The organism is Nocardioides deserti, assembly GCF_014266025.1.
Taxonomy (GTDB): Bacteria; Actinomycetota; Actinomycetes; order Propionibacteriales; family Nocardioidaceae; genus Nocardioides; species Nocardioides deserti.
Genome location: NZ_JACMYC010000003.1, coordinates 197992 through 218115, shown reverse-complemented (window position 1 = coordinate 218115; position 20124 = coordinate 197992). Strand labels below are relative to the sequence as shown.

14 protein-coding genes are annotated in these 20124 nt (G+C 72.5%); 10 read left to right on the top strand and 4 right to left on the bottom strand.

The annotated features are described in order from the left end of the window. Positions 1-160 precede the first annotated feature (160 nt). The gene (locus H7344_RS06670) at positions 161-751 is read right to left on the bottom strand and encodes a hypothetical protein (RefSeq protein WP_186345233.1); all 591 of its coding nucleotides are present in this window, start codon (positions 749-751) and stop codon (positions 161-163) included. A 39-nt stretch (positions 752-790) separates the two neighbouring features. Here H7344_RS06670 and H7344_RS06665 point away from each other — a divergent pair, with 39 nt between their 5' ends. Genes H7344_RS06665 through H7344_RS06655 form a run of 3 tightly spaced genes read left to right on the top strand, consistent with a single transcriptional unit; the run spans position 791 to position 4358 of the window. After that, the gene (locus H7344_RS06665) at positions 791-1729 is read left to right on the top strand and encodes an LLM class F420-dependent oxidoreductase (protein WP_186345232.1); all 939 of its coding nucleotides are present in this window, start codon (positions 791-793) and stop codon (positions 1727-1729) included. A gap of 9 nt (positions 1730-1738) precedes the next feature. Next, positions 1739-2662, top strand: a complete 924-nt coding sequence (dapA, locus tag H7344_RS06660; protein ID WP_186345231.1) for a 4-hydroxy-tetrahydrodipicolinate synthase — start codon at positions 1739-1741, stop codon at positions 2660-2662. A 10-nt stretch (positions 2663-2672) separates the two neighbouring features. Further along, positions 2673-4358 (top strand): ribonuclease J, encoded by a 1686-nt coding sequence (locus H7344_RS06655; RefSeq protein ID WP_186345230.1) that lies wholly within the window; start codon positions 2673-2675, stop codon positions 4356-4358. 99 nt (positions 4359-4457) lie between these two features. On the opposite strand, the gene H7344_RS06650 is transcribed toward H7344_RS06655, so the two are convergent. Further along, positions 4458-7343 (bottom strand): M4 family metallopeptidase, encoded by a 2886-nt coding sequence (locus tag H7344_RS06650; RefSeq protein WP_186345229.1) that lies wholly within the window; start codon positions 7341-7343, stop codon positions 4458-4460. A gap of 232 nt (positions 7344-7575) precedes the next feature. Here H7344_RS06650 and H7344_RS06645 point away from each other — a divergent pair, with 232 nt between their 5' ends. The 7 genes from H7344_RS06645 to H7344_RS06615 all read left to right on the top strand — a co-directional run bounded on the left by H7344_RS06645 (position 7576) and on the right by H7344_RS06615 (position 18166). Beyond that, positions 7576-10263: a DNA translocase FtsK gene (locus tag H7344_RS06645; RefSeq protein WP_186345228.1), complete on the top strand. Its 2688-nt coding sequence runs from the start codon at positions 7576-7578 to the stop codon at positions 10261-10263. Next, positions 10260-12197, top strand: a complete 1938-nt coding sequence (locus H7344_RS06640) for a helix-turn-helix domain-containing protein (RefSeq protein WP_222130334.1) — start codon at positions 10260-10262, stop codon at positions 12195-12197. Before H7344_RS06645 ends, H7344_RS06640 begins: the two co-directional genes overlap by 4 nt. A 135-nt stretch (positions 12198-12332) precedes the next feature. Further along, positions 12333-14402, top strand: a complete 2070-nt coding sequence (locus tag H7344_RS06635; protein WP_186345227.1) for a binary toxin-like calcium binding domain-containing protein — start codon at positions 12333-12335, stop codon at positions 14400-14402. 188 nt (positions 14403-14590) lie between these two features. Then, positions 14591-15958, top strand: a complete 1368-nt coding sequence (locus H7344_RS06630) for a GntP family permease (protein WP_186345226.1) — start codon at positions 14591-14593, stop codon at positions 15956-15958. A 112-nt stretch (positions 15959-16070) separates the two neighbouring features. Further along, the gene (locus H7344_RS06625; protein WP_186345225.1) at positions 16071-16232 is read left to right on the top strand and encodes a hypothetical protein; all 162 of its coding nucleotides are present in this window, start codon (positions 16071-16073) and stop codon (positions 16230-16232) included. 32 nt (positions 16233-16264) lie between these two features. After that, the gene (locus H7344_RS06620) at positions 16265-16699 is read left to right on the top strand and encodes a VOC family protein (protein ID WP_186345224.1); all 435 of its coding nucleotides are present in this window, start codon (positions 16265-16267) and stop codon (positions 16697-16699) included. Between the two features lie 72 nt (positions 16700-16771). Continuing rightward, a complete protein-coding gene (locus H7344_RS06615; RefSeq protein WP_186345223.1) occupies positions 16772-18166 on the top strand; it encodes a GntP family permease in 1395 nt (464 codons plus the stop codon). A 102-nt stretch (positions 18167-18268) separates the two neighbouring features. Here H7344_RS06615 and H7344_RS06610 read toward each other — a convergent pair whose 3' ends face one another. Both H7344_RS06610 and H7344_RS06605 read right to left on the bottom strand, forming a co-directional pair. Then, positions 18269-19081 (bottom strand): ABC transporter ATP-binding protein, encoded by an 813-nt coding sequence (locus H7344_RS06610; protein ID WP_186345222.1) that lies wholly within the window; start codon positions 19079-19081, stop codon positions 18269-18271. Continuing rightward, entirely contained in the window at positions 19078-20112 is a 1035-nt protein-coding gene (locus tag H7344_RS06605) for a FecCD family ABC transporter permease (RefSeq protein ID WP_186345221.1), read from the bottom strand. Before H7344_RS06605 ends, H7344_RS06610 begins: the two co-directional genes overlap by 4 nt. Between the last annotated feature and the right edge of the window lie 12 nt (positions 20113-20124).

The window sequence follows — 20124 nt, the reverse complement described above, 5'->3', positions numbered from 1 at the left end:
GCGCTGTCGCTGGCCGAACCTCCGAACCTCCGAACCTCCGAACCTCCGGGCGTCAACGATCGTTCAATTGCGCGGTTGTGGACGGGTGGAAGCGCTGCCACCGCGACATTCCGGCGCAATTGAACGATTGTCGACCAGCCCCGGACGGGTGCCCGAAGGCTCAGCGCGCCGAGCGGTAGACCTCGAGGTCGGCGGCGTAGTGCTCCTCGAGCCGCGCACGGGTGCGCGGCGAGACGTCCAACGGCCGCGCCGGTGAGGCGTTGGCGCGGGAGGGGGCGGGCAGGTCGACGCCGAGCCGGTCGGCCATCCAGGCGGAGGCCTGCTCGAGGTGCTCGTAGCGGTAGATCCGCTCGACGATGACGTTGCCGTCGACGTCGGAGACGAAGTTCGCGGAGCTGCCCAGGTTGAGCTCGCCGGCGAGGATCTGCTCGGCGAACTCCTCGAACGCCGTGTCGCCGGTGTAGCGCGGCTTGCCCTCGAAGCCCGGCCGCGCGCGGTAGCGCCACCACGACGCTGCCCAGTCCACCGGCTCCCGCACGAGGCAGACCAGCTCGTAGCTCTCCCGCGGGAAGCCGTAGGCCTCCAGCGTCGGCGCGATCCGCTGCTCGAAGGTCCGCGCACGCATGTGCTTCATCGTCGGCGGCTTGCGCACGACGAGCTGCGCGTGGGCGTCGAAGCGCCGCTGGATCGCCGTCGAGCCGGTCTTGGTCATCGAGAGGAAGACGAAGCCGGCGTGCGCCATGGCGAGCATGGTGCAGACCGTATCGGCCGTGCTGGCAGGCTTGGCGCCATGGAGCTGCGCATCTTCACCGAACCCCAGCAGGGCGCGACGTACGACGACCTGCTCGCCGTCGCCCGGACCACCGAGGAGCTCGGCTTCGGGGCGTTCTTCCGCTCCGACCACTATCTCGGGATGGGCACCGAGGGCCTCCCGGGCCCGAGCGACGCATGGATCACGCTGGCCGGCCTGGCCCGCGACACGAGCACCATCCGCCTCGGCACGATGATGACCAGCGCGACCTTCCGCCACCCAGGTCCGCTCGCGATCAGCGTCGCCAACGTGGACCAGATGAGCGGCGGCCGGGTCGAGCTCGGCATCGGCGCCGGCTGGTTCGAGGCCGAGCACACCAAGTACGGCATCCCGTTCCCCTCCACCGGCGAGCGCTTCGACCGGTTCGAGGAGCAGCTCGAGGTGATCACCGGCCTCTGGGCGACCGAGGGCGGGTTCGACTTCGCCGGGCAGCACTACGCGGTCACCGACAGCCCCGGCCTGCCCAAGCCCGTGCAGACCGGCGGCCGCCGCGGCGGCCCGCCGGTGCTCATCGGCGGCCTGGGCAAGAAGCGGACCCCCGCCCTGGCGGCGCGCTTCGCCGACGAGTTCAACCTGCCGTTCGTCGACGAGGCGACCACCGAGGCGCAGTTCGCCCGCGTCCGCGCCGCCTGCGAGGCGGTCGACCGCGACCCGGCGACGATGGCCTGGTCCAACGCGCTGGTGCTCTGCGTCGGCGAGGACGAGGCCGAGGTCGAGCGCCGCGCCGCCGCGATCGGCCGCGACAAGGACGAGCTGCGCGAGAACGGCCTGGCCGGCACCCCGCAGGAGGTCGTCGACAAGATCGGGCGGTACGCCGCGCTGGGCGCGGAGCGCGTCTACCTCCAGGTCCTGGACCTGGCCGACCTCGACCACCTCCGGCTGGTGGCGCGCGACGTGATGCCCCACGTCGGGCGATAACCTGACCCCATGACCGACACGGCCGCCCCGACCCCCGCAGCCAGCACGGGAGCGCCGTTCGGGCGCGTCCTCACCGCGATGGCCACGGCCTTCGCCGAGGACGGGTCGGTGGACCTCGAGGCGACGCAGCGGATCGCCCGCCACCTGGTCGAGCACGGCCACGACGGCCTGGTCGTCTCCGGCACGACGGGGGAGTCGCCGACGACCACCCCGGACGAGGACGGCGACGTCCTCGCAGCGGTCCGCGACGCGGTTGGCAGCGGGATCCACCTGGTCGCCGGCGTCGGCACCAACGACACGCGCACGTCGCTCGGCCTGGCCAGGCAGGCGAAGAAGAACGGCGCCGACGGCGTGCTGCTGGTGTCGCCCTACTACAACAAGCCCGGCCAGCGCGGCATCCTGCAGCACTTCCGCCAGGTCAGCGGCGCCGCCGAGCTGCCGGTCATGCTCTACGACGTGCCGGGGCGGACCGGGTCGACGATCGCGCTGGAGACCTACGAGCAGGCGATCGCCTGGGACGAGGTCGTCGCGGTCAAGGACGCCGTCGGCGACTTCGCCCGCGGCGTACGCATCCGCGAGCTCGGGTACGCCGTCTACTCCGGTGACGACGAGGCCAACCTCGGCTGGCTCGCGCACGGCGCGGTCGGCTTCGTGAGCGTCGTCGGCCACGTCGCCGGCGACCAGCTCCGAGCGATGGCCGAGAGCTACTGGGCCGGCGACACCGCCGCCGCCCTCGAGACCTACACGCGGATGCTCCCCGCGATCGACGCCGTCATGGGCGTCGCCAACTACGGAGCGACCACCGCCAAGGCAGCGCTCCAGCTCCTCGGCGTCCTCGACAACCGGCGGGTGCGGTCTCCCCTCGTGGAGCTCGACGACGACGAGGTCGCCGCGCTGCGGACCGGCCTCGAGGCCGCCGGTCTTCTCACGTAAGGAACCGCGCTTGAGCCACCCCCACCCCGAGCTGTCCGCACCGCGTGCCCTCCCGAAGGGTGGCCTCCGGGTCATCCCGCTCGGCGGCCTTGGCGAGGTCGGGCGCAACATGACCGTCTTCGAGCACGAGGACCGCCTGCTCGTCGTCGACTGCGGCGTGCTCTTCCCCGAGGACCACCACCCCGGCGTCGACCTGATCCTCCCCGACTTCGGGCCCATCCGGGACCGGCTCGACCAGGTCGAGGCGCTGGTGCTCACCCACGGCCACGAGGACCACATCGGCGCGACGCCGTACCTGCTGCGCGAGCGCGGCGACATCCCGCTCGTCGGCTCGGAGCTGACGCTGGCGCTGCTGGACTCCAAGCTCCGCGAGCACCGGCTCAAGGAGACCGTCCACCACAAGGTGAAGGAGGGCGACCGGCTCACGTTCGGCCCCTTCGAGCTGGAGTTCGTGGCGGTCAACCACTCGATCCCCGACGCGCTCGCCGTCGCCATCCGCACCAGCGCCGGGATGGTGCTGCACACCGGCGACTTCAAGATGGACCAGCTGCCGCTCGACGGCCGGATCACCGACCTGCGGGCGTTCGCGCGGCTGGGGGAGGAGGGCGTCGACCTGTTCCTGACCGACTCCACCAACGCCGAGACGCCCGGCTTCACCCCGGCGGAGAAGTCGATCACCCCGGTCATCGACCAGGTCTTCCGCGAGTCCTCGCAGCGGATCATCGTCGCTTGCTTCGCCTCCCACGTGCACCGGGTCCAGCAGGTGCTCGACGCGGCGTACGCCCACGAGCGCCAGGTGGCGTACGTCGGCCGCTCGATGGTCCGCAACATGGCCATCGCCCGCGACCTCGGCTACCTCAAGGTCCCGCCGGGCACGCTGGTCGACACCAAGGACCTCGCCGACCTGCCGCCGGAGCGCCAGGTGCTGATCTCGACCGGGTCGCAGGGCGAGCCGATGTCGGCGCTGAGCCGGATCGCGCAGCGCAACCACCACTTCGTGCACATCGAGGAGGGCGACACCGTCCTGCTCGCCTCGAGCCTCATCCCCGGCAACGAGAACGCCGTCTACCGCGTCATCAACGGCCTGGCCCGCTGGGGCGCGCGGGTCGTGCACAAGGGCAACGCGCTCGTGCACGTCTCCGGCCACGCCAGCGCCGGCGAGCTGCTCTACTGCTACAACATCGTCAAGCCGCGCAACGTGCTGCCCGTCCACGGGGAGATGCGGCACATGCTCGCCAACCGCGACCTCGCACTGGCCACCGGCGTCGAGAACGTCGTCGTGGCCGAGGACGGCGTCGTGGTCGACCTGGTCAACGGGGTCGCCTCGGTCGCCGGCAAGGTGGAGTGCGGCTACGTCTTCGTGGACGGCTCCTCGGTCGGCGACATCACCGAGTCCGACCTCAAGGACCGCCGGATCCTCGGCGAGGAGGGCTTCATCTCGGTCATCGTCGTCGTCGACTCCGTCAGCGGCAAGGTCTCCGGCGGGCCCGAGATCCACGCCCGCGGCAACGCGCTCGACGGTGCGTCGTTCGACGAGGTCAAGCAGCCGATCATCGACGCCCTCGACCGCGCGATCGCCGAGGGCAACACCGACTCCTACCAGCTCCAGCAGACGGTACGTCGCGTGATCGGCCGTTGGGTCTCCGGCACCCACCGTCGCCGGCCGATGATCATCCCCGTCGTGATCGAGGCCTGAGCACCCCGCTCCTCGACCAGCGAACGACGAGAGGCCCCGCCCGGATCGCTCCGGGCGGGGCCTCTCGTCGTGCTGGTCGTGCTGGTCGAGCAGCAGGGATCAGCGGATGGCGGCCATCTCGCGACGACCCTTGCCGCCCGCCTTCTTCTTGCAGGCGACGATCTTGACGTCGTCGACGGCCCAGCCCTCGAGGCCGCCGCAGCCGTCACGGCCCATCTCGAAGCGGAGCTTGATCTTCATGCCCGGCTTCGCGCCGATCTTCTTGAGGTCGACGATCGAGCGGCCCCACGAGCCACCGGCGACGTTGCCGTCGGTGCCGGAGAAGGCCGGCTCGGAGGCCATCGGGTTGGTGTTGCCCTCGGCGGTGGACAGCAGCTCGGTGTTGGGGGCGTTGAACCGGTAGGCCGACGGCTTGACGACCTTCCACTTCCCGTTGCCGAGCTTGACCTTCACGTTGCCGCCGTCGATGTCGAGCTCGCTGGCGATGTAGTGACGGAACTGCAGGCGCAGACCCTTGCCGCCGCCCTGGAGGCGGATGGCGCGGCTGGTGATCGCGTTCGCGCTCGACCGGTCGTTGGCGTCGTAGGTGCACGTGCCGCGGTCGTCGCTGGGGTCGAAGGCGACCTTGCTGTCGTTGCCGCCGATGCCGCGACCCGCGCGCCACGGGATGCCCTTGCCGCCGTCGAACGTGACGCGCTCGGACTTCCTCCAGCCGGCGAGGCCGTCCTCGAAGTTCTCCCGGAAGAGCACCTTCGACGTCGTGCCCTTGCCGCAGGTCGCCGGGCCGCCCTTGCGCAGCAGCGGGCCGAAGTTGCACTGCGCCGGCTCCTCGCGGAGCTCGGTGGCGGCCACGATCGCGGAGACCGACGAGCAGTCCTCGGCCGCGATCGCGGTCGCGGGCTCGGTGGTGTCGGGCTGGACGGTGACCCGGTTGATCTCCTTGCCGACAAGCTCGGCGCAGGAGGCCTCGAGCCCATCGGCCAGGTCCACGAAGTTCGACGTGGGCGTCAGGTGCGCTACCTGGGTCTGCCAGAAGATGTTCGCGGCCTTGTCGAGCCCGAGGCCGGCGACGTCGACACCGTTGGAGGTGCCGCCGTCGACGAGCAGGGCGTAGGCGTGGTTGACCACGCCGGAGTTGCTGTGGACGCCGCCGGAGTCGTCGGTGGAGCACTTGTACTCCGCGTCGGAGACCTTCGCCGGGTCACCCAGGCAGGTCGGGTTCCACATGTCGCGGATCGCGCCGCCGAAGGCGGGGTCGCTCTCGCCGGAGAGCCAGCGGTAGGAGTCGAACCGCTCGCCGCCGGCGTCGACGATCTCGACCTCGACCACCTCGCCGTCGGCGAGGGCCGTGCGGATCGCCTCACGGTCGGTGAGGCCGATCGAGACCGTCGGCGGGAGGGTCTTGTCGGCGTCGGTGAAGCTGACCGGCGCGTCCTCGCGGTTGCCGATGATGACGGCCTTCGCGCCGGCCGCCTTCGCGCGCTGCGCCTTCTCGACGAAGGTGCACAGGCCGCGGTCGACCAGGACGACCTTGCCCGCGACGGCGGACGCGTCGTCGTACGTCGAGCAGCCGTCGGTCGTGGTGCCGCCCTCCTCCTCGGCGTCGGTCGGGGCGACCACCTCACCGGTGACCGGGCCGTCCAGCTCGCCGAGCGTGCCGCCGGTGACGCACTCCTTGGCGATCGACTCGGGCGCGGTGATGGTGAGGACCGGGATCGCGCCGGTGTACGCCGAGCAGACGCCGTCGGCGCGCACGGTGTCGGGGGTCTCGTTGTAGCGGTCGTTGAGCTGGTCGACCGTCTCGCCCCAGATGTCGGAGAACGCCTCGTTCATCGCACCGGACTGCCACTGGTAGACGAGGCCGGAGGTGTACTCGGTGTAGGCGTGGGCCCACTCGTGGGCCACGGTGTCGTCGGAGCTGACGCCCGAGCAGTAGTTGGTGGTCTCGCCGTTCCAGTTGGCGTTGGGGCAGGAGATGGTCGGGTCGTTGTTGACCGTGATCATCTTCGCGCCCTTGCCGTCGAAGGAGTCGCGGCCGAAGGCGTTGCGGAAGAACCAGTACGCCTCGCCGGTGCCGTGGACCTCGTTGAGCTGGTCCTCGTCGAGCGAGCCGGGCAGCGGGTCGCCCTCGCGGTAGACGGTCGTGTAGGAGATCTCGTCGTCGCTCGGGTCGTCCGGGGTCCCGCCGTCGTTCTCGAGCTTCGCCTCGCGCAGCTCGCGGTCGAGGGCGTGGTGGATCATCGAGTAGCGGTTGAGCGACTTGCCGGTGAGGGCGTCGACGAAGACCATCTCGCGCACGGTCGTGCCGTTGCCGACCTCGACGACGTGGACCAGGCGGGCCGGTCCGGTCTCGCCCTTGACCGAGCCCATCCGGTAGATCGAGAGGGTGTTGTCCCTGACCGCCAGGCGCGCCAGGCCGCGCGTGCCCTCGCCCGGCGGGTCGGCCCGCACGAGCGCGACGGCGCGGCGGCCGGCCTCGGCGGCGCTGATGCGCGGGTCGGTGCCCAGCCGCAGGTCGGGGGCGACGTACCCGCTGACCGCGGTGAGGTCACCCTCGTCGTCGACGCTCGCGACCAGCTGTCCGCCGAAGACCGGCAGGCCGCGGTAGGTCTGGTCGAACCGCACGGCCCAGCCGCGGGCGGTCTCATGGGTGGAGACCTCGCGCAGGTGGTCGGCGGTCGTGCCGAACGCGCGGGCGTGGCGGTCGAGGAAGGTGGTGGACTTCTCGACGGCGCCGGCGCGCCCGGTGGCGCGGACGTCGGGCAGCAGGTCGCCGCCGCGCGATGCGCGCGCGAAGCCGATCTTCCCGGTGGCGGGCTCGGTGGCGAGCCGCACCGCTCCCTCGGCGTCGTTCTTGAGCCGCTGCACGAGGGAGGAGCCGTCCGCGGGAGCGGGTCGCTCCGCCGCGGTGGCCAGCTGGGTGGGAACGGCGGCGATGCCGGCCCCCAGCACAACGAGGCTCAGCCCCGTCTTCAGGATCTTCACGTAGGTAACCCTCCGAGTTGGGTGAGGCCGGCCGGTCTCCGGGCCGACCCGGGCACCCTAAGGACGGCTCTGCCTGCAGGTCCAGAGGCGCGGGACAATTCGCTGCCGATCCGTGCTCGCGCCGCAAGGCGTGCACCGCAGGCACCCCCGCGAGTGCCTGCCGGATCCGGCCGCACGACACGCACTCGTGTGGTCCCTGTGACTGGTGTGACGCCGAAGTAGGTTGACCACCATGGCGACCCGTACGTCTTCCCCGCCGGGGTCGCGGAGCACGAGCACGTCCACGTCCAAGTCACCCAGCAGCACCAGCAGCGGCCGTGGGAGCTCGAGCACCCGATCCCGGAGTACGCCCACCCGACGACCAGCCGCGAGCGCGAGCAAGAAGCGCCCCGCGGCCCGCAAGCCCGCCCGCGGCGCGGCTCGCCCGGCTCGTCCTGCTCCCCGGGCGGTGCGCAGCGGCACCGGACCGGTCGCCCGCTCCTTCCAGGCGCTCGCCCGCGGGGTCGTCGCCGTCTGGCTCGGCATCGCGCACGGCGTCGGTGCCGTCGCCCGTGGCATCGGCCACGGCGCGCGGGACATCGACCCCGCCCACCGGCGCGACGGCGTCGGCCTGCTGCTGCTCGGGCTCTCGCTCGTCGTGGCGGCGGCCGTGTGGTTCCAGGTGCCGGGCGGCGCCATGGAGGTCGCCCGCACCGCGGTCTCCGGCACCGTCGGCAAGGTCGGCTGGTTCGTCCCGATGGCCGTGGCGTACGCCGGGGTCCGGACCATGCGCGACCCGGTGCGCAACGGGCCGGCCGGCCGCCAGGTGATCGGCTGGACCGCGCTCGCCTTCGGCGTGCTCGGCATCGTCCACATCGCCAACGGCAACCCGCAGCCGGTCGCCGGCGACGCCAGTGACCTGCAGGGCGCCGGGGGAGCGGTCGGCTTCGTCGTCTCCTCGCTCCTGCTCGACCTGCTGCGCACGGCGTACGTCGTCGTCCCGCTGCTCCTGCTCGTGGCGGCCTTCGGCGTCCTGGTCATCACCGCGACGCCGGTCTACCTCGTGCCGGAGCGGCTCGCCGAGCTGCGCGACCGGCTCCTGGGCCGCGAGCCGCTCGACCCCGACGAGCCCGCCTCGCGTCGCGGCCGCCGCGACCTCGAGGACGAGATCGACCCCGACATGGGCGACCCGGCGTACGACACCCCGGTCCTGGAGGACCGCGAGGTCAGGAAGCGCCGCGGCCGGAAGGCCGCGGCTGTCGAGCCGGTCGAGCCCGACGCCGGCCTGGAGGTCTTCGACCCGTACGCCGACGAGGTCGCCACGCCGGACGCGGGCCCCGGCTTCGACCCCGGTCTCGACCCCGATGCGACCGTGCTCACCGAGGCGGTCACCGACGCGGGCACGGGCGGCATCGAGCCGCCCCCGCACACCCCGCTGCCCGAGCGCGCCGAGCAGCTCGCGATCTCCGGCGACGTCGTCTACTCGCTGCCGGGCAACGAGGTGCTCAAGCCCGGCTCGGTGCACAAGGCCCGCTCCAAGGCCAGCGACGCGGTCGTCGACCGGCTCACCCAGGTGATGGAGGAGTTCGGGATCGACGCCCAGGTCACGGGCTACACCCGCGGCCCGACGGTCACCCGCTACGAGGTCGAGCTCGGCCCCGCGGTCAAGGTCGAGAAGGTCACGGCGCTGTCGAAGAACATCGCCTACGCCGTCGCCTCCGCCGACGTCCGCATCCTCAGCCCGATCCCCGGCAAGTCCGCGATCGGCATCGAGATCCCGAACGTCGACAAGGAGATCGTCTCCCTCGGCGACGTGCTCCGCTCCGGCGCCGCCCGCGGCGACCACCACCCGATGGTGGCCGGGCTCGGCAAGGACGTCGAGGGCGGCTTCGTGGTCGCGAACCTCGCGAAGATGCCGCACCTGCTCGTCGCCGGCGCCACCGGCTCGGGCAAGTCGAGCTTCATCAACTCGATGATCACCTCGATCCTCATGCGGGCCACGCCCGACGAGGTCCGGATGATCATGGTCGACCCCAAGCGGGTGGAGCTGAACGCCTACGAGGGCGTCCCGCACCTGATCACCCCGATCATCACCAATCCCAAGAAGGCCGCCGAGGCGCTGGCCTGGGTCGTGCGCGAGATGGACATGCGCTACGACGACCTGGCCAACTTCGGGTTCCGCCACATCGACGACTTCAACAAGGCGGTCCGCGCTGGCAAGGTCGAGGTGCCGCCGGGCAGCGAGCGCGAGCTCACGCCGTACCCCTACCTCCTGGTCATCGTCGACGAGCTCGCCGACCTGATGATGGTCGCCCCGCGCGACGTGGAGGACGCGGTCGTCCGGATCACCCAGCTGGCGCGTGCCGCCGGCATCCACCTGGTGCTGGCCACCCAGCGCCCGTCGGTCGACGTGGTCACCGGCCTGATCAAGGCCAACGTGCCCTCGCGGCTGGCGTTCGCGACCTCCTCGCTCGCCGACAGCCGGGTCATCCTCGACCAGCCGGGCGCGGAGAAGCTGGTCGGCCAGGGTGACGGCCTGTTCCTGCCGATGGGCGCCTCCAAGCCGGTCCGCGTGCAGGGCTCGTGGGTCACCGAGGCCGAGATCGCGCAGGTGGTCAAGCACTGCAAGACGCAGCTGGAGCCGACGTACCGCGAGGACGTCACCGCCCCCGCCGCGGCCAAGCGCGAGCTCGACGACGACATCGGCGACGACATGGACCTGGTCATCCAGGCCATCGAGCTCGTCGTCTCCACGCAGTTCGGGTCCACCTCGATGCTGCAGCGCAAGCTCCGGGTCGGGTTCGCCAAGGCGGGCCGGCTCATGGACATCCTCGAGAGCCGTGGGGTGGTGGGTCCGAGCGAGGGCTCCAAGGCCCGTGACGTGCTCGTGAAGCCCGACGAGATCGACGGCGTCATCGCGACCCTGCAGGGGGAGATGTGAACGGATCGGCCCAGGAGCAGTCAGCACGGCTCCACCACCACGACGACCAGGGCTCCGCGCCCGACGGGCACGACGACACCTACGGGGAGACGTACGGGGAGACGTACGACGGGTACGACGACGGATCGGCGACGGTCCCCGACGACGGCCTGGTCGTGCGGCGCAACGCGGCGCTGTCCGCGGCCGTCGGCGGTCTCGCCTCCGCCGTCGCCATCGCCTACCTGGCCCGCGCGACCGGCTCGGGCGCCTGGCTGGACTGGGTGCTGTTCGTGGTGATGGGCGGCCTGGCGGCGGTCCACCTGCTCGGGCTGCTCGACTCGCGCGGACCGCTGCTGGTGGCCGACGGCCACGGCGTGCGGATCCGCGAGGGACGGGCCTGGCAGGGGATGACCTGGGACTCGCTGCTCTCGATCGAGCACCTGCCGCGCCGCGGGCTGCTGCGGGACGGGCGGGTCGACGTGGTCACCACCGGTCCCGGCGGCGAGGAGCAGGTGCTGTCGGTGCCGCTCTCGATGTCGACGCGCGTCGCCAGCGCGGACCCCGACCTGACCTCGGTGCTGCTCAGCCTCGCCGACGGCCGCACCGAGGTGGTCGAGCTCGACCCCACGCTGCCGGTCGACGAGGACGCCGATGACGCGGCCGAGGACGAGGTCCTGGAGGTGGCCGTCGGGGACGAGGTGCTCGAACCGGCCGACGAGCACCCGGCCGTCGAGGACCCGGCCGTCGAGGACGAGCACGCCGACGAGCGACCCGGTCCGCGCCTGCACGACCCGCGACCGACGATCGCCCGCGGCATCGGTGCGCTCGCGGCCCGGCTGGCCCGCCGTGGCGACGGCGGCGAGCAGGTCGGCCCGCCTGGCGAGCCGGTGCCGGTGGTGCCGTACGCGCTCGACCTGCCGACAGGCAGCCCCACGGCCACTGAGCCCACGACGGCCAGCCCCACGCCCGACCCGTTGCGGCCGCCGGTGACGGCGGTGCGTGCAGAGACCGTCCGCGACGGCCTGGCGCTCGACGCGGTCCAGGGCTCGAACGCGCTCGACCTCGGCGACGGCGTCACGCCGTTGTCGAGCACCCTGCCGGAGGCGCGCGAGCTGCGCCGACCGGGCAGCGTCGACCTGGTCGAGGACACCCAGATCTGGGGCGCCCGCACGGACGCGCCGCGGACCCCGGTCGTCATCGACGGGTTCGCGATCGAGGCGCCGGCGCAGCCGGCCGTCGACCCGGTGATCGGCCCGCAGCTGGCCGCGGCCCGGGAGCGGATCGGCCTCACCGTCGACCAGCTCGCCGACCGCACCCGGATCCGCCCGCACGTGATCGAGTCGATCGAGGTCGACGACTTCGCCCCGTGCGGCGGCGACTTCTACGCCCGTGGCCACCTGCGCACGCTCGCCCGCGTGCTGGGCACCGACGTGGCGCCGCTGCTGGCGTCGTACGACGAGCGGTACGCCGACGCCCCGATCGACCCCCGCCGGGTCTTCGAGGCCGAGCTCGCCACCGGCACCGGCGGGTCGATCCGCGGCACCCGCGGCGGCCCGAACTGGTCGGTGCTCGTCGCGGCCGTCATGGCGCTCGTCCTCGCGTGGTCGGTCGCCCGGCTGGTGATGGAGAGCCCGGTCGACCTCAACGGCGACGCGCTCGTGCTCAACGGTTCGCGCGGGATCGACAACGGAGGCACCCAGGTCGGCAAGCCGGTCGCGGTGCTGCTGACCGCTGCGGGCGGCGGCACGAACGTCGTGGTGCGGGACGGCTCGAACGAGATCGTCTTCTCCGGCGACCTCGCCTTCGGCGAGTCCAAGGAGCTGCGGGTCGCGCCGCCGGTGCGGGTGCAGTCCTCCGACGGCTCCCTCGAGGTCGGCGTCGCCGGCAACGAGCCGGAGGCGGTCGGCGAGACCGGTCAGCCGGCCACCGGGACGTTCATCGCCCCGGCCGACTGACGGGCGCTCCTGCACCGGCGTGTGGTCTAGCCCACTTTATGTTTCAGACGAGGTCTTAGCGTGTCGGCGCCGCCGTCCGATCCTGGTCACCCACACCAGAGCGGCGGTTCCCCCACAAGCGATCTCGAGGAAGTCATGCGCATTCGTCCCTCTCGCGGCCCCGCAACGGCCGCTGTCCTCTCCCTGGCGGTCTCGACCGCCGCGGCCGGCCTCGCCGTCACGAGCGGTGGCGCCGCCGCGGCCGCGGAGCCGTCGCCGTTCTCGGCCACCGGCTCCGCCAACGTCCTGAGCGTGGACGCCGTCGCGGTGCCGCTGCTGCCGATCCCGAGCGTCGCGGACCTCGACATCGGTGACGTCTCCACGACGGTCGACTCGAGCAAGGCGCCCCGCGCGACCGCCACGGCCGCCGGCCTCGGCGGCGAGGGACTCCTCGGCTTCAGCATCCCGGGGCTCGCCGCCGTCCAGCAGCAGGCGTCCACCACCGGCGCGCCCGCGAACAACACGGCCGTGAGCGACACCTCGCTGCCGATCGACATCCCGGCCCTCCTCGACCTCGACGTCTCCACCGCCACCGCGCTCGCGCGCTGGGCCGGGGACAACCAGTGCCTCCCCGCCGGCGGCGCGCTGACCGAGGCCGACGCGACGCTCGCCGGCGCGACGGTCCTCCCGCTCTCGCTGCCGGGCATCGGCGACTTCCCGCTGGTCTCCCTGCCGGGCACCGCCGGTGTGCAGCACGCCGTCCGGGTCGACCCCGTCGGCAACACCGGCCGGGGCGCCGTCGTCTCCCAGGCGTCGGGCACGGTCGCCGACCTCTCGCTCTTCGCCGGCAACGTCGGCGTCAAGATCATCGCGCCGCCGACCCTGACGGCCCGCGCCGACGGCACCCCGGGCGGCGCCAAGGTCACCTACGACCCCGCGGTCCTCGCGATCACCGGCCCCGGCGGCGCGGAGGTGCCGATCCCCGACTCGGGCGAGATCCCGAAGTTCGCGCTCCCGGCGAACCCGCTGCTGACCCTCGAGCTGTCGGCACCGGGCACCGAGAACGTCGTCCAGAGCGCCGACGGCCGCACCGCCTCCGCCGAGGCGAGCACCCTGCACCTGAAGGTGGCGCTCGGTCCGCTGACCGTCGCCGAGGTCGACCTGCTGCCGATGTCGGTCTCCGCCAAGGCCGCGACCGGCGGGGTCGTGTGCGACGGCGGCGACGCCGACGAGGACGGCCTCACCGACGGCCAGGAGAAGCAGCTCGGCACCGACCCGACGAAGGCCGACACCGACGGCGACGGGCTCAAGGACGGCGCCGAGGTCAACCAGCACAAGACCGACCCGCTCAAGCCCGACACCGACGGCGACGGGGTCAAGGACGGCGCGGAGGTCTCCGGTGAGACCAACACGGCGTACGGCAAGGAGCCGACCGACCCGACCAAGGCGGACACCGACGGCGACGGCCTGAAAGACGGCGCCGAGATCACCCGCGGCACCGACCCGAACAACGCCGACACCGACGGCGACTCGTTCTCCGACGGCACCGAGGTCGCCAACGGCACCGACCCGCTCGACCCGACCGACCCGGGCACCTCCGGGCCGCCGGTCCCCGGCCTCGGTGACAGCGACGGCGACGGGCTCAGCGACGTCCGCGAGCGAGCGCTGGGCACCGACCCGCGGAACCCCGACACCGACGGTGACGGCATCCGTGACGGCGCCGAGGTGAACGGCACCGCGAACACCAAGTACGGCAACCGCCCCACCGACCCGACCCGGGCCGACACCGACGGTGACGGCATCAAGGACGGCGCCGAGATCCGCGGTGTCCGGATCGGCAAGAAGGTCGTCTCCGCGAAGGGCAAGCCGAAGGCGATCGGCCGGGTCCGCACCAACCCGAACGACGCCGACACCGACAACGACGGGCTGCGCGACGGCGCCGAGGTGAAGGGCAAGAAGGTCAACCTGAAGGTCCGCGCCAAGGGCGGCAAGAGCTTCAAGCTCAAGCGGCTCGTCTCGAACCCGCTCGTCAAGGACACCGACCGCGACGGCCTCAACGACCGGGTGGAGGTCACCGGCAGCCGCACCAAGAAGTTCGGCAAGGTGCCCTCGGACCCCGCCCACTGGGACACCGACCGGGGCGGCATCAGCGACGGCCGTGAGGTCAAGGGCGGCTACAACCCGTCCGACGTGAAGTCCGGCCCCGGCAAGAAGACCCGAGGCTGACTCCGTCCTCCGTCCTCCGTCCGCCCCGTCCCGCGCTGATCCTTGCTGCGGGGCGGGGCGGACTGGCGTCCCGGGCCCCCTCCTCCACAGGTCGGGGTCCGTCCGCGCTGTACCCCGGCGGCGGGGTGAGCCGGCCCGGGGCTGTCGCTTAGCGTGGGCCGCGCTCGGACCCGACAGGACGGAAACCCATGGAGATCCTCCACTCCGCGATCGCGATCCTCGCCGCGATCCTGCTGATCATCCGGTTCAAGGTCGACCCGGTGATCTCGCTGCTGGTCGCCTGCATCTACCTGGGGCTCGCGACCCAGCAGGGCGCGGAGGGCACGGTCAGCGCGATCACCGGCGGATTCGGCGAGATCATGGCCGAGGTCGGCCTGCTCATCGGGTTCGGCGTGCTCATCGGTGCGCTGCTGCACTCGATGGGGACCTTCCGGGACCTGGTCGAGCTGCTCGCGCGCAAGGTGGGCAAGCGGCTGCCGTACGCCATGGCGGCGGCGATGTCGACGATCTTCCCGTCGATCTACGTCGACGTGCAGGTGGTGCTGGCCGCGCCGATGGCCAAGGAGTCGGCACCCGCGGTCGACCGTCGGCACGGGCTGCCGTGGCTCGCCGGCGCCATGGGCATCGGCATCTTCTCCGGCTACGTCTTCGTGGTGCCCGGCCTGGCGGCGGTCTCGGTCGCCGGCCTGATGGACGTGCCGCTCGGCACCTACCTGATCTACGGCCTGCCGATCGGTCTGGTGACCGCCGTCGTGACGACGTTCCTCTTCCGCGTGCTGCTGGGGCGGGGCCTGTGGAAGGAGGACGGCGACCTCGACGCCGACGCGGCGCAGGACCAAGAGGTGGCGGACTCCGAGGCCGAGGCCGTCCCGGGCGCCGAGCGGGCCGCCCGGCTGCCGCTGCTGGTCCGCCTGCTGCCGATCCTCCTGCCGCTGGTGCTCATCGCGACCGGCGCCATCGTCGACGTCGCAGGCGGCTCGCACCCGGTCGTGACGTTCCTCGGGGATGCCAACATCGCGCTCTTCCTGGGCCTGCTCGTCGCGGTCGGCATGGTCCGACCGTCGCTGGGCGCCGACGGCGTCGGCCGGGTCCTGACCGCCGGTTTCCACACCACCGGCGAGATCCTGCTCGTCACCGGCGTCGGCGGCTCGCTGGGAGCGGTGATCGGCGGCAGCGGCCTCGAGGGCACGCTCGCCGACCTGTTCTCCGCCGAGGAGGGCGCGCCGGTGGTGCTGAGCATCCTGCTCGCGTGGTGCATCGCCGCGGTGCTGCACTTCGCGATCGGGTCGGTCTCGGTCGCCGCGATCACCGCCGCCGGCATCATCGCGCCGGTGGTCGGCTCGCTGGGCGTCGACCCGGTGGTCATCGCGCTGGCGATCGCGTCCGGTGCGATGTTCGCGCTGCACGTGAACAGCAACTTCTTCTGGATGTTCACCACGCTGCTCGACCTGTCCACCAAGGGCAGCCTCAAGACGCTGACGCTCGCCACCTCGCTGGGCGCCGTCGTCTCGCTGCCGCTGGTGCTGCTCGCCAGCCTGGTGGCCGCGGCGACGTAGCGACCGGACTCGTCCGATCGCAGGACGCGTCACGCTCCACACCGACCGCACCCGCCGCCTGCCGCCGCCGACCCGCACGATCCAGGTCGGCCGGCGTGACGTCCGCATCCGGATGCGCCTCGGCCCCCGCGCCGGTCGCTACGGGTGCCGGGTCGTCAGCCGCGCCGCGGCGGAGTCGGTGCTGCCGTACCACCTCATCGTGGACCGACGGTTCGACGTCCGCTCCGGACAGCGCACGTCGGTCCGGGTGCCGGTGGGCATCACCGGAGGCTGACGGGCGGCGCTGTCCGGGTCTAGCGTGGCCCCATGGCGTCCGTGCGCGAGGTCCAGGTCACCTTCGACTGCGCCGAGCCGGAGCGGGTCGCCCGCTTCTGGTGCGAGGTGCTGGGGTACGTCGTGCCCCCACCGCCGCCGGGTTTCGACTCCTGGGCCGACTTCGACGCCTCGCTCCCCGCGGAGCACCAGGGGTCGGCGTTCGCCTGCGTCGACCCCACCGGGGCGGGGCCGCGGTTGTTCTTCCAGCGCGTCCCGGAGGGCAAGGTCGCCAAGAACCGCGTCCACCTCGACGTCCGGGTGGGCACCGGCCTCGTCGGCGACGAGCGGCTCGCCGCGCTGGTGGCCGAGCAGGAACGGCTGGCCGGCCTTGGTGCCACGCACGTCCGCACGATGCCCGCCGACGGGTACGACGAGTCGTGCATCGTCATGCAGGACGTCGAGGGCAACGAGTTCTGCCTCGACTGAACCGAGCCCGGGGGCGTTGCGGGCGCGCCCTCCTCAGGGAAGGGTGTGGGCTCCCGCCTCGGAAGGACAGCCATGGAAGCGATCGACCCCGTCTACGGCACCGTCACGCTCCTCCTGATCGCGGCAGGCGCGGTCGCCCTGCTGCTCGCGCTGATCATGGTGGTGAAGCTGCACGCGTTCATCGCGCTCGTGCTGGTCAGCGTGGTGACCGCGGTCGCGGTCGGCTTCGACCTCGGCGACATCCCGGACGTGCTGATGTACGGCTTCGCCGACACGCTCGGGTCGGTGGCCCTGCTCGTCGCCTTCGGCGTGATGCTGGGCCGACTGCTGGAGGTGACCGGCGGGGCGCAGGTGCTGGCCGACACCCTCATCGGGCGGTTCGGGGAGAAGCGGGCGCCGCTGGCGCTCGGCGTCGCCGCACTGCTCTTCGGGTTCCCGATCTTCTTCGACGCCGGCCTGGTCGTCTTCCTCCCGATCATCCTCACCGTCGCGCGGCGCTTCGGCGGCTCGCTGCTCTACTACGCGCTCCCCGCGGCCGGTGCCTTCGCCGCGATGCACGCGATGGTCCCGCCGCACCCGGGTCCGGTCGCCGCCGCGCAGCAGATCGACGCCGAGGTCGGCGTGACGCTGCTGGTCGGGCTGCCGATCGCGGTGCTGTCCTGGTACGTCGGCGTCTACCTGGTCTCGCGCTTCCTCGGCGCGCGGATCGACGTGTCGATCACCGACGCCGTGTTCGGCAAGGTGGAGGACGGCGAGAGCGACGAGGACGGTTTCACGGGCGGCCCGCCGCGGTTCGCGACCGTCCTCGGCCTGCTGCTCATCCCGCTGGTGCTCATCTCCTTCGACACCGTCCTGGACACGCTGGTGACGACCGGGACGATCGAGGAGGGGGCGGGCTGGGTCGACTTCCTCGGCCTCCTCGGACAGACGCCGGTCGCGCTGCTCATCACCGTGCTCGTCGCCATCGCGGTGCTTGGCCGGCCGCACGCGTCGATGGCCCGCGTGACCACGATCCTCGACCAGGCGCTCGGACCCATCTGCGCGATCATCCTGATCACCGGCGCCGGCGGCATGTTCGGCGGCGTGCTCGAGCTCAGCGGCGTCGGCGCCGCGCTCAGCTCCTCGCTCTCGGGCCTCGGGTTCTCCCTGATCCTGCAGGCGTTCGTCATCGCCACGCTGCTGCGCGTCGCCCAGGGCTCCGCCACCGTCGCGCTGACCACGGCCGGCGGCCTGATCGCCGGGCCGGCCGCCGACGCGAACCTCGGCAGCGTCGAGCTGAGCCTCATCGTCATCGCGATCGCCGCCGGCTCGACCGTGCTGTCCCACGTCAACGACTCGGGCTTCTGGCTGGTCAGCCGGTTCTTCGGGATGGACGAGAAGACGACCCTCAAGACCTGGACGGTCATGGAGACGACCCTCGGCCTCTCCGCCTTCGGCCTCGCCTGCCTGGCATGGCTCGTCGTCTGAGCCACAGGGACGACCTGGCCGGACCGGCCCGTTGTGCGGTACCGAGGTGTCAGCCGGTGACAGCGGCCTACCGCGCAGTCCGACCGGACGACGGAGCGACGCTCAGTGCGCCGGCGCCGCGACGTGGTGGCGGCCGATCGGCAGCATGAGCGGCCGTCCGGAGACGGGGTCGGTGATGACCGAGCAGTCGAGGCCGAAGACCGCGCGGACGTTCTCCTCGGTCAGCACGGCGTGCGGCTCGCCGGCCGCGTGGAGGCGGCCGTCGGCGAGGGCGACGAGGTGGTCGGCGTACCGCGCGGCGAGGTTCAGGTCGTGCAGGACCATCACGATCGTCGTGCCGCGGGTGCGGTTGAGGTCGGTGAGCAGGTCGAGGACCTCGACCTGGTGGCTGACGTCGAGGTACGTCGTGGGCTCGTCGAGCAGCAGCACGTCGGTCTGCTGCGCGAGCGCCATGGCGATCCACACCCGCTGGCGCTGACCGCCGGAGAGCTCGTCGACGGGCCGGTCGGCGAGCCCGACGGTGTCGGTGGCCTCGAGCGCGGCGGCCACGGCGGCGTCGTCCTCGGCGCTCCAGCGCGAGAGCAGCCGCTGGTGGGGGTTGCGGCCGCGGCCCACGAGGTCGCTGACGGTGATGCCCTCGGGCGCGGTCGGCGCCTGGGGGAGCAGGCCGAGGGTGCGGGCCAGCTCCTTGGCGGGCAGCCGGTGCACCTGCTCGCCGTCGAGGAGCACCTGCCCGGTGCGCGGCCGCAGCAGCCGCGACATCGAGCGCAGCAGCGTGGACTTCCCGCAGGCGTTGGCGCCCACGATCGCGGACACGCGCCCCGGCGGCACGAGGAGGTCGAGCCGGTCGATCACGGTCCGCTCGCCGTAGCCGAGGGTCAGGCCCTCGACGTTGAGCACGTGGTCGCGGGTCACAGGGAGCCTCCGGTGCGGTTGGAGCGGACGATGAGGTAGATGAGGTACGGCGCGCCGAGGACGCCGGTGACCACGCCGACGGGATAGCGGTGGTCGAAGGCGTTCTGCCCGGCCAGGTCGGCCACCAGGACGAGCAGCGCGCCGACCAGCGCCGAGGGGACCAGCAGCGAGACGCCCGGCCCGATGAGGCGGGCAGCGATCGGGCCGGAGAGGAAGGCGACGAAGGCGATCGGGCCGGCGGCCGCGGTCGCGAACGCGACGAGGCCCACGGCTGCGACGATGGCGACCACGCGGGTCCGCTCCACGCGCACGCCCAGCGCGGAGGCGGTGTCGTCGCCCAGCTGGAGCAGGTCGAGGTGCCGGCCGCTCGCGAGCAGGACCGGCCCGAGCACGACCAGCGCCACGAGGGTCGGCACGACGTCGCCCCAGTGGGCGCTGTTGAGGCTCCCGGCGAGCCACCGGGTCGCCTCCTGGAAGTCCCACGCGGCCGCCTGCTCGAGCAGGTACGAGATGACGCTCTCCAGCATCAGCGCGACGGCGATCCCGACCAGGATGAGCCGGGCGCCCGCGACGCCGTCGCGGAAGGAGAGGAGGTAGATGAGCATCGCGACGCCGAGGCCGGAGGTGATCGCCAGCGCGGAGACCACGGGGCCGTCGACCTGGAGCGTCACGATGGCGAACGCCGCGGCGGCGCTGGCACCCAGGCTGATCCCGATGATGTCGGGGCTGGCCAAGGGGTTCCGCAGCATCGTCTGGAAGGTGACGCCGCCGAGCCCGAAGCAGAGACCCACGAGCAACGCCAGCACGGCCCGCGGCAGGCGCAGCCGCCCGACCGTGAACGAGGCGCCGGCGACGTCCTGCCCGAGGATCACCGAGACCACGTCGCCGGGCGGGTAGAACGTCCGACCCACCATCAGGTTGGCCGCGAGCGCCACCAGCACCAGGACGGCCAGGACGAGCAGCACGGAACGTCGGCGAGCCGTGCGCCTCGCTCGGGAGCGGACCACCCGCTCGACGGTCTGCGCGCTCACCGCTCCACCGCC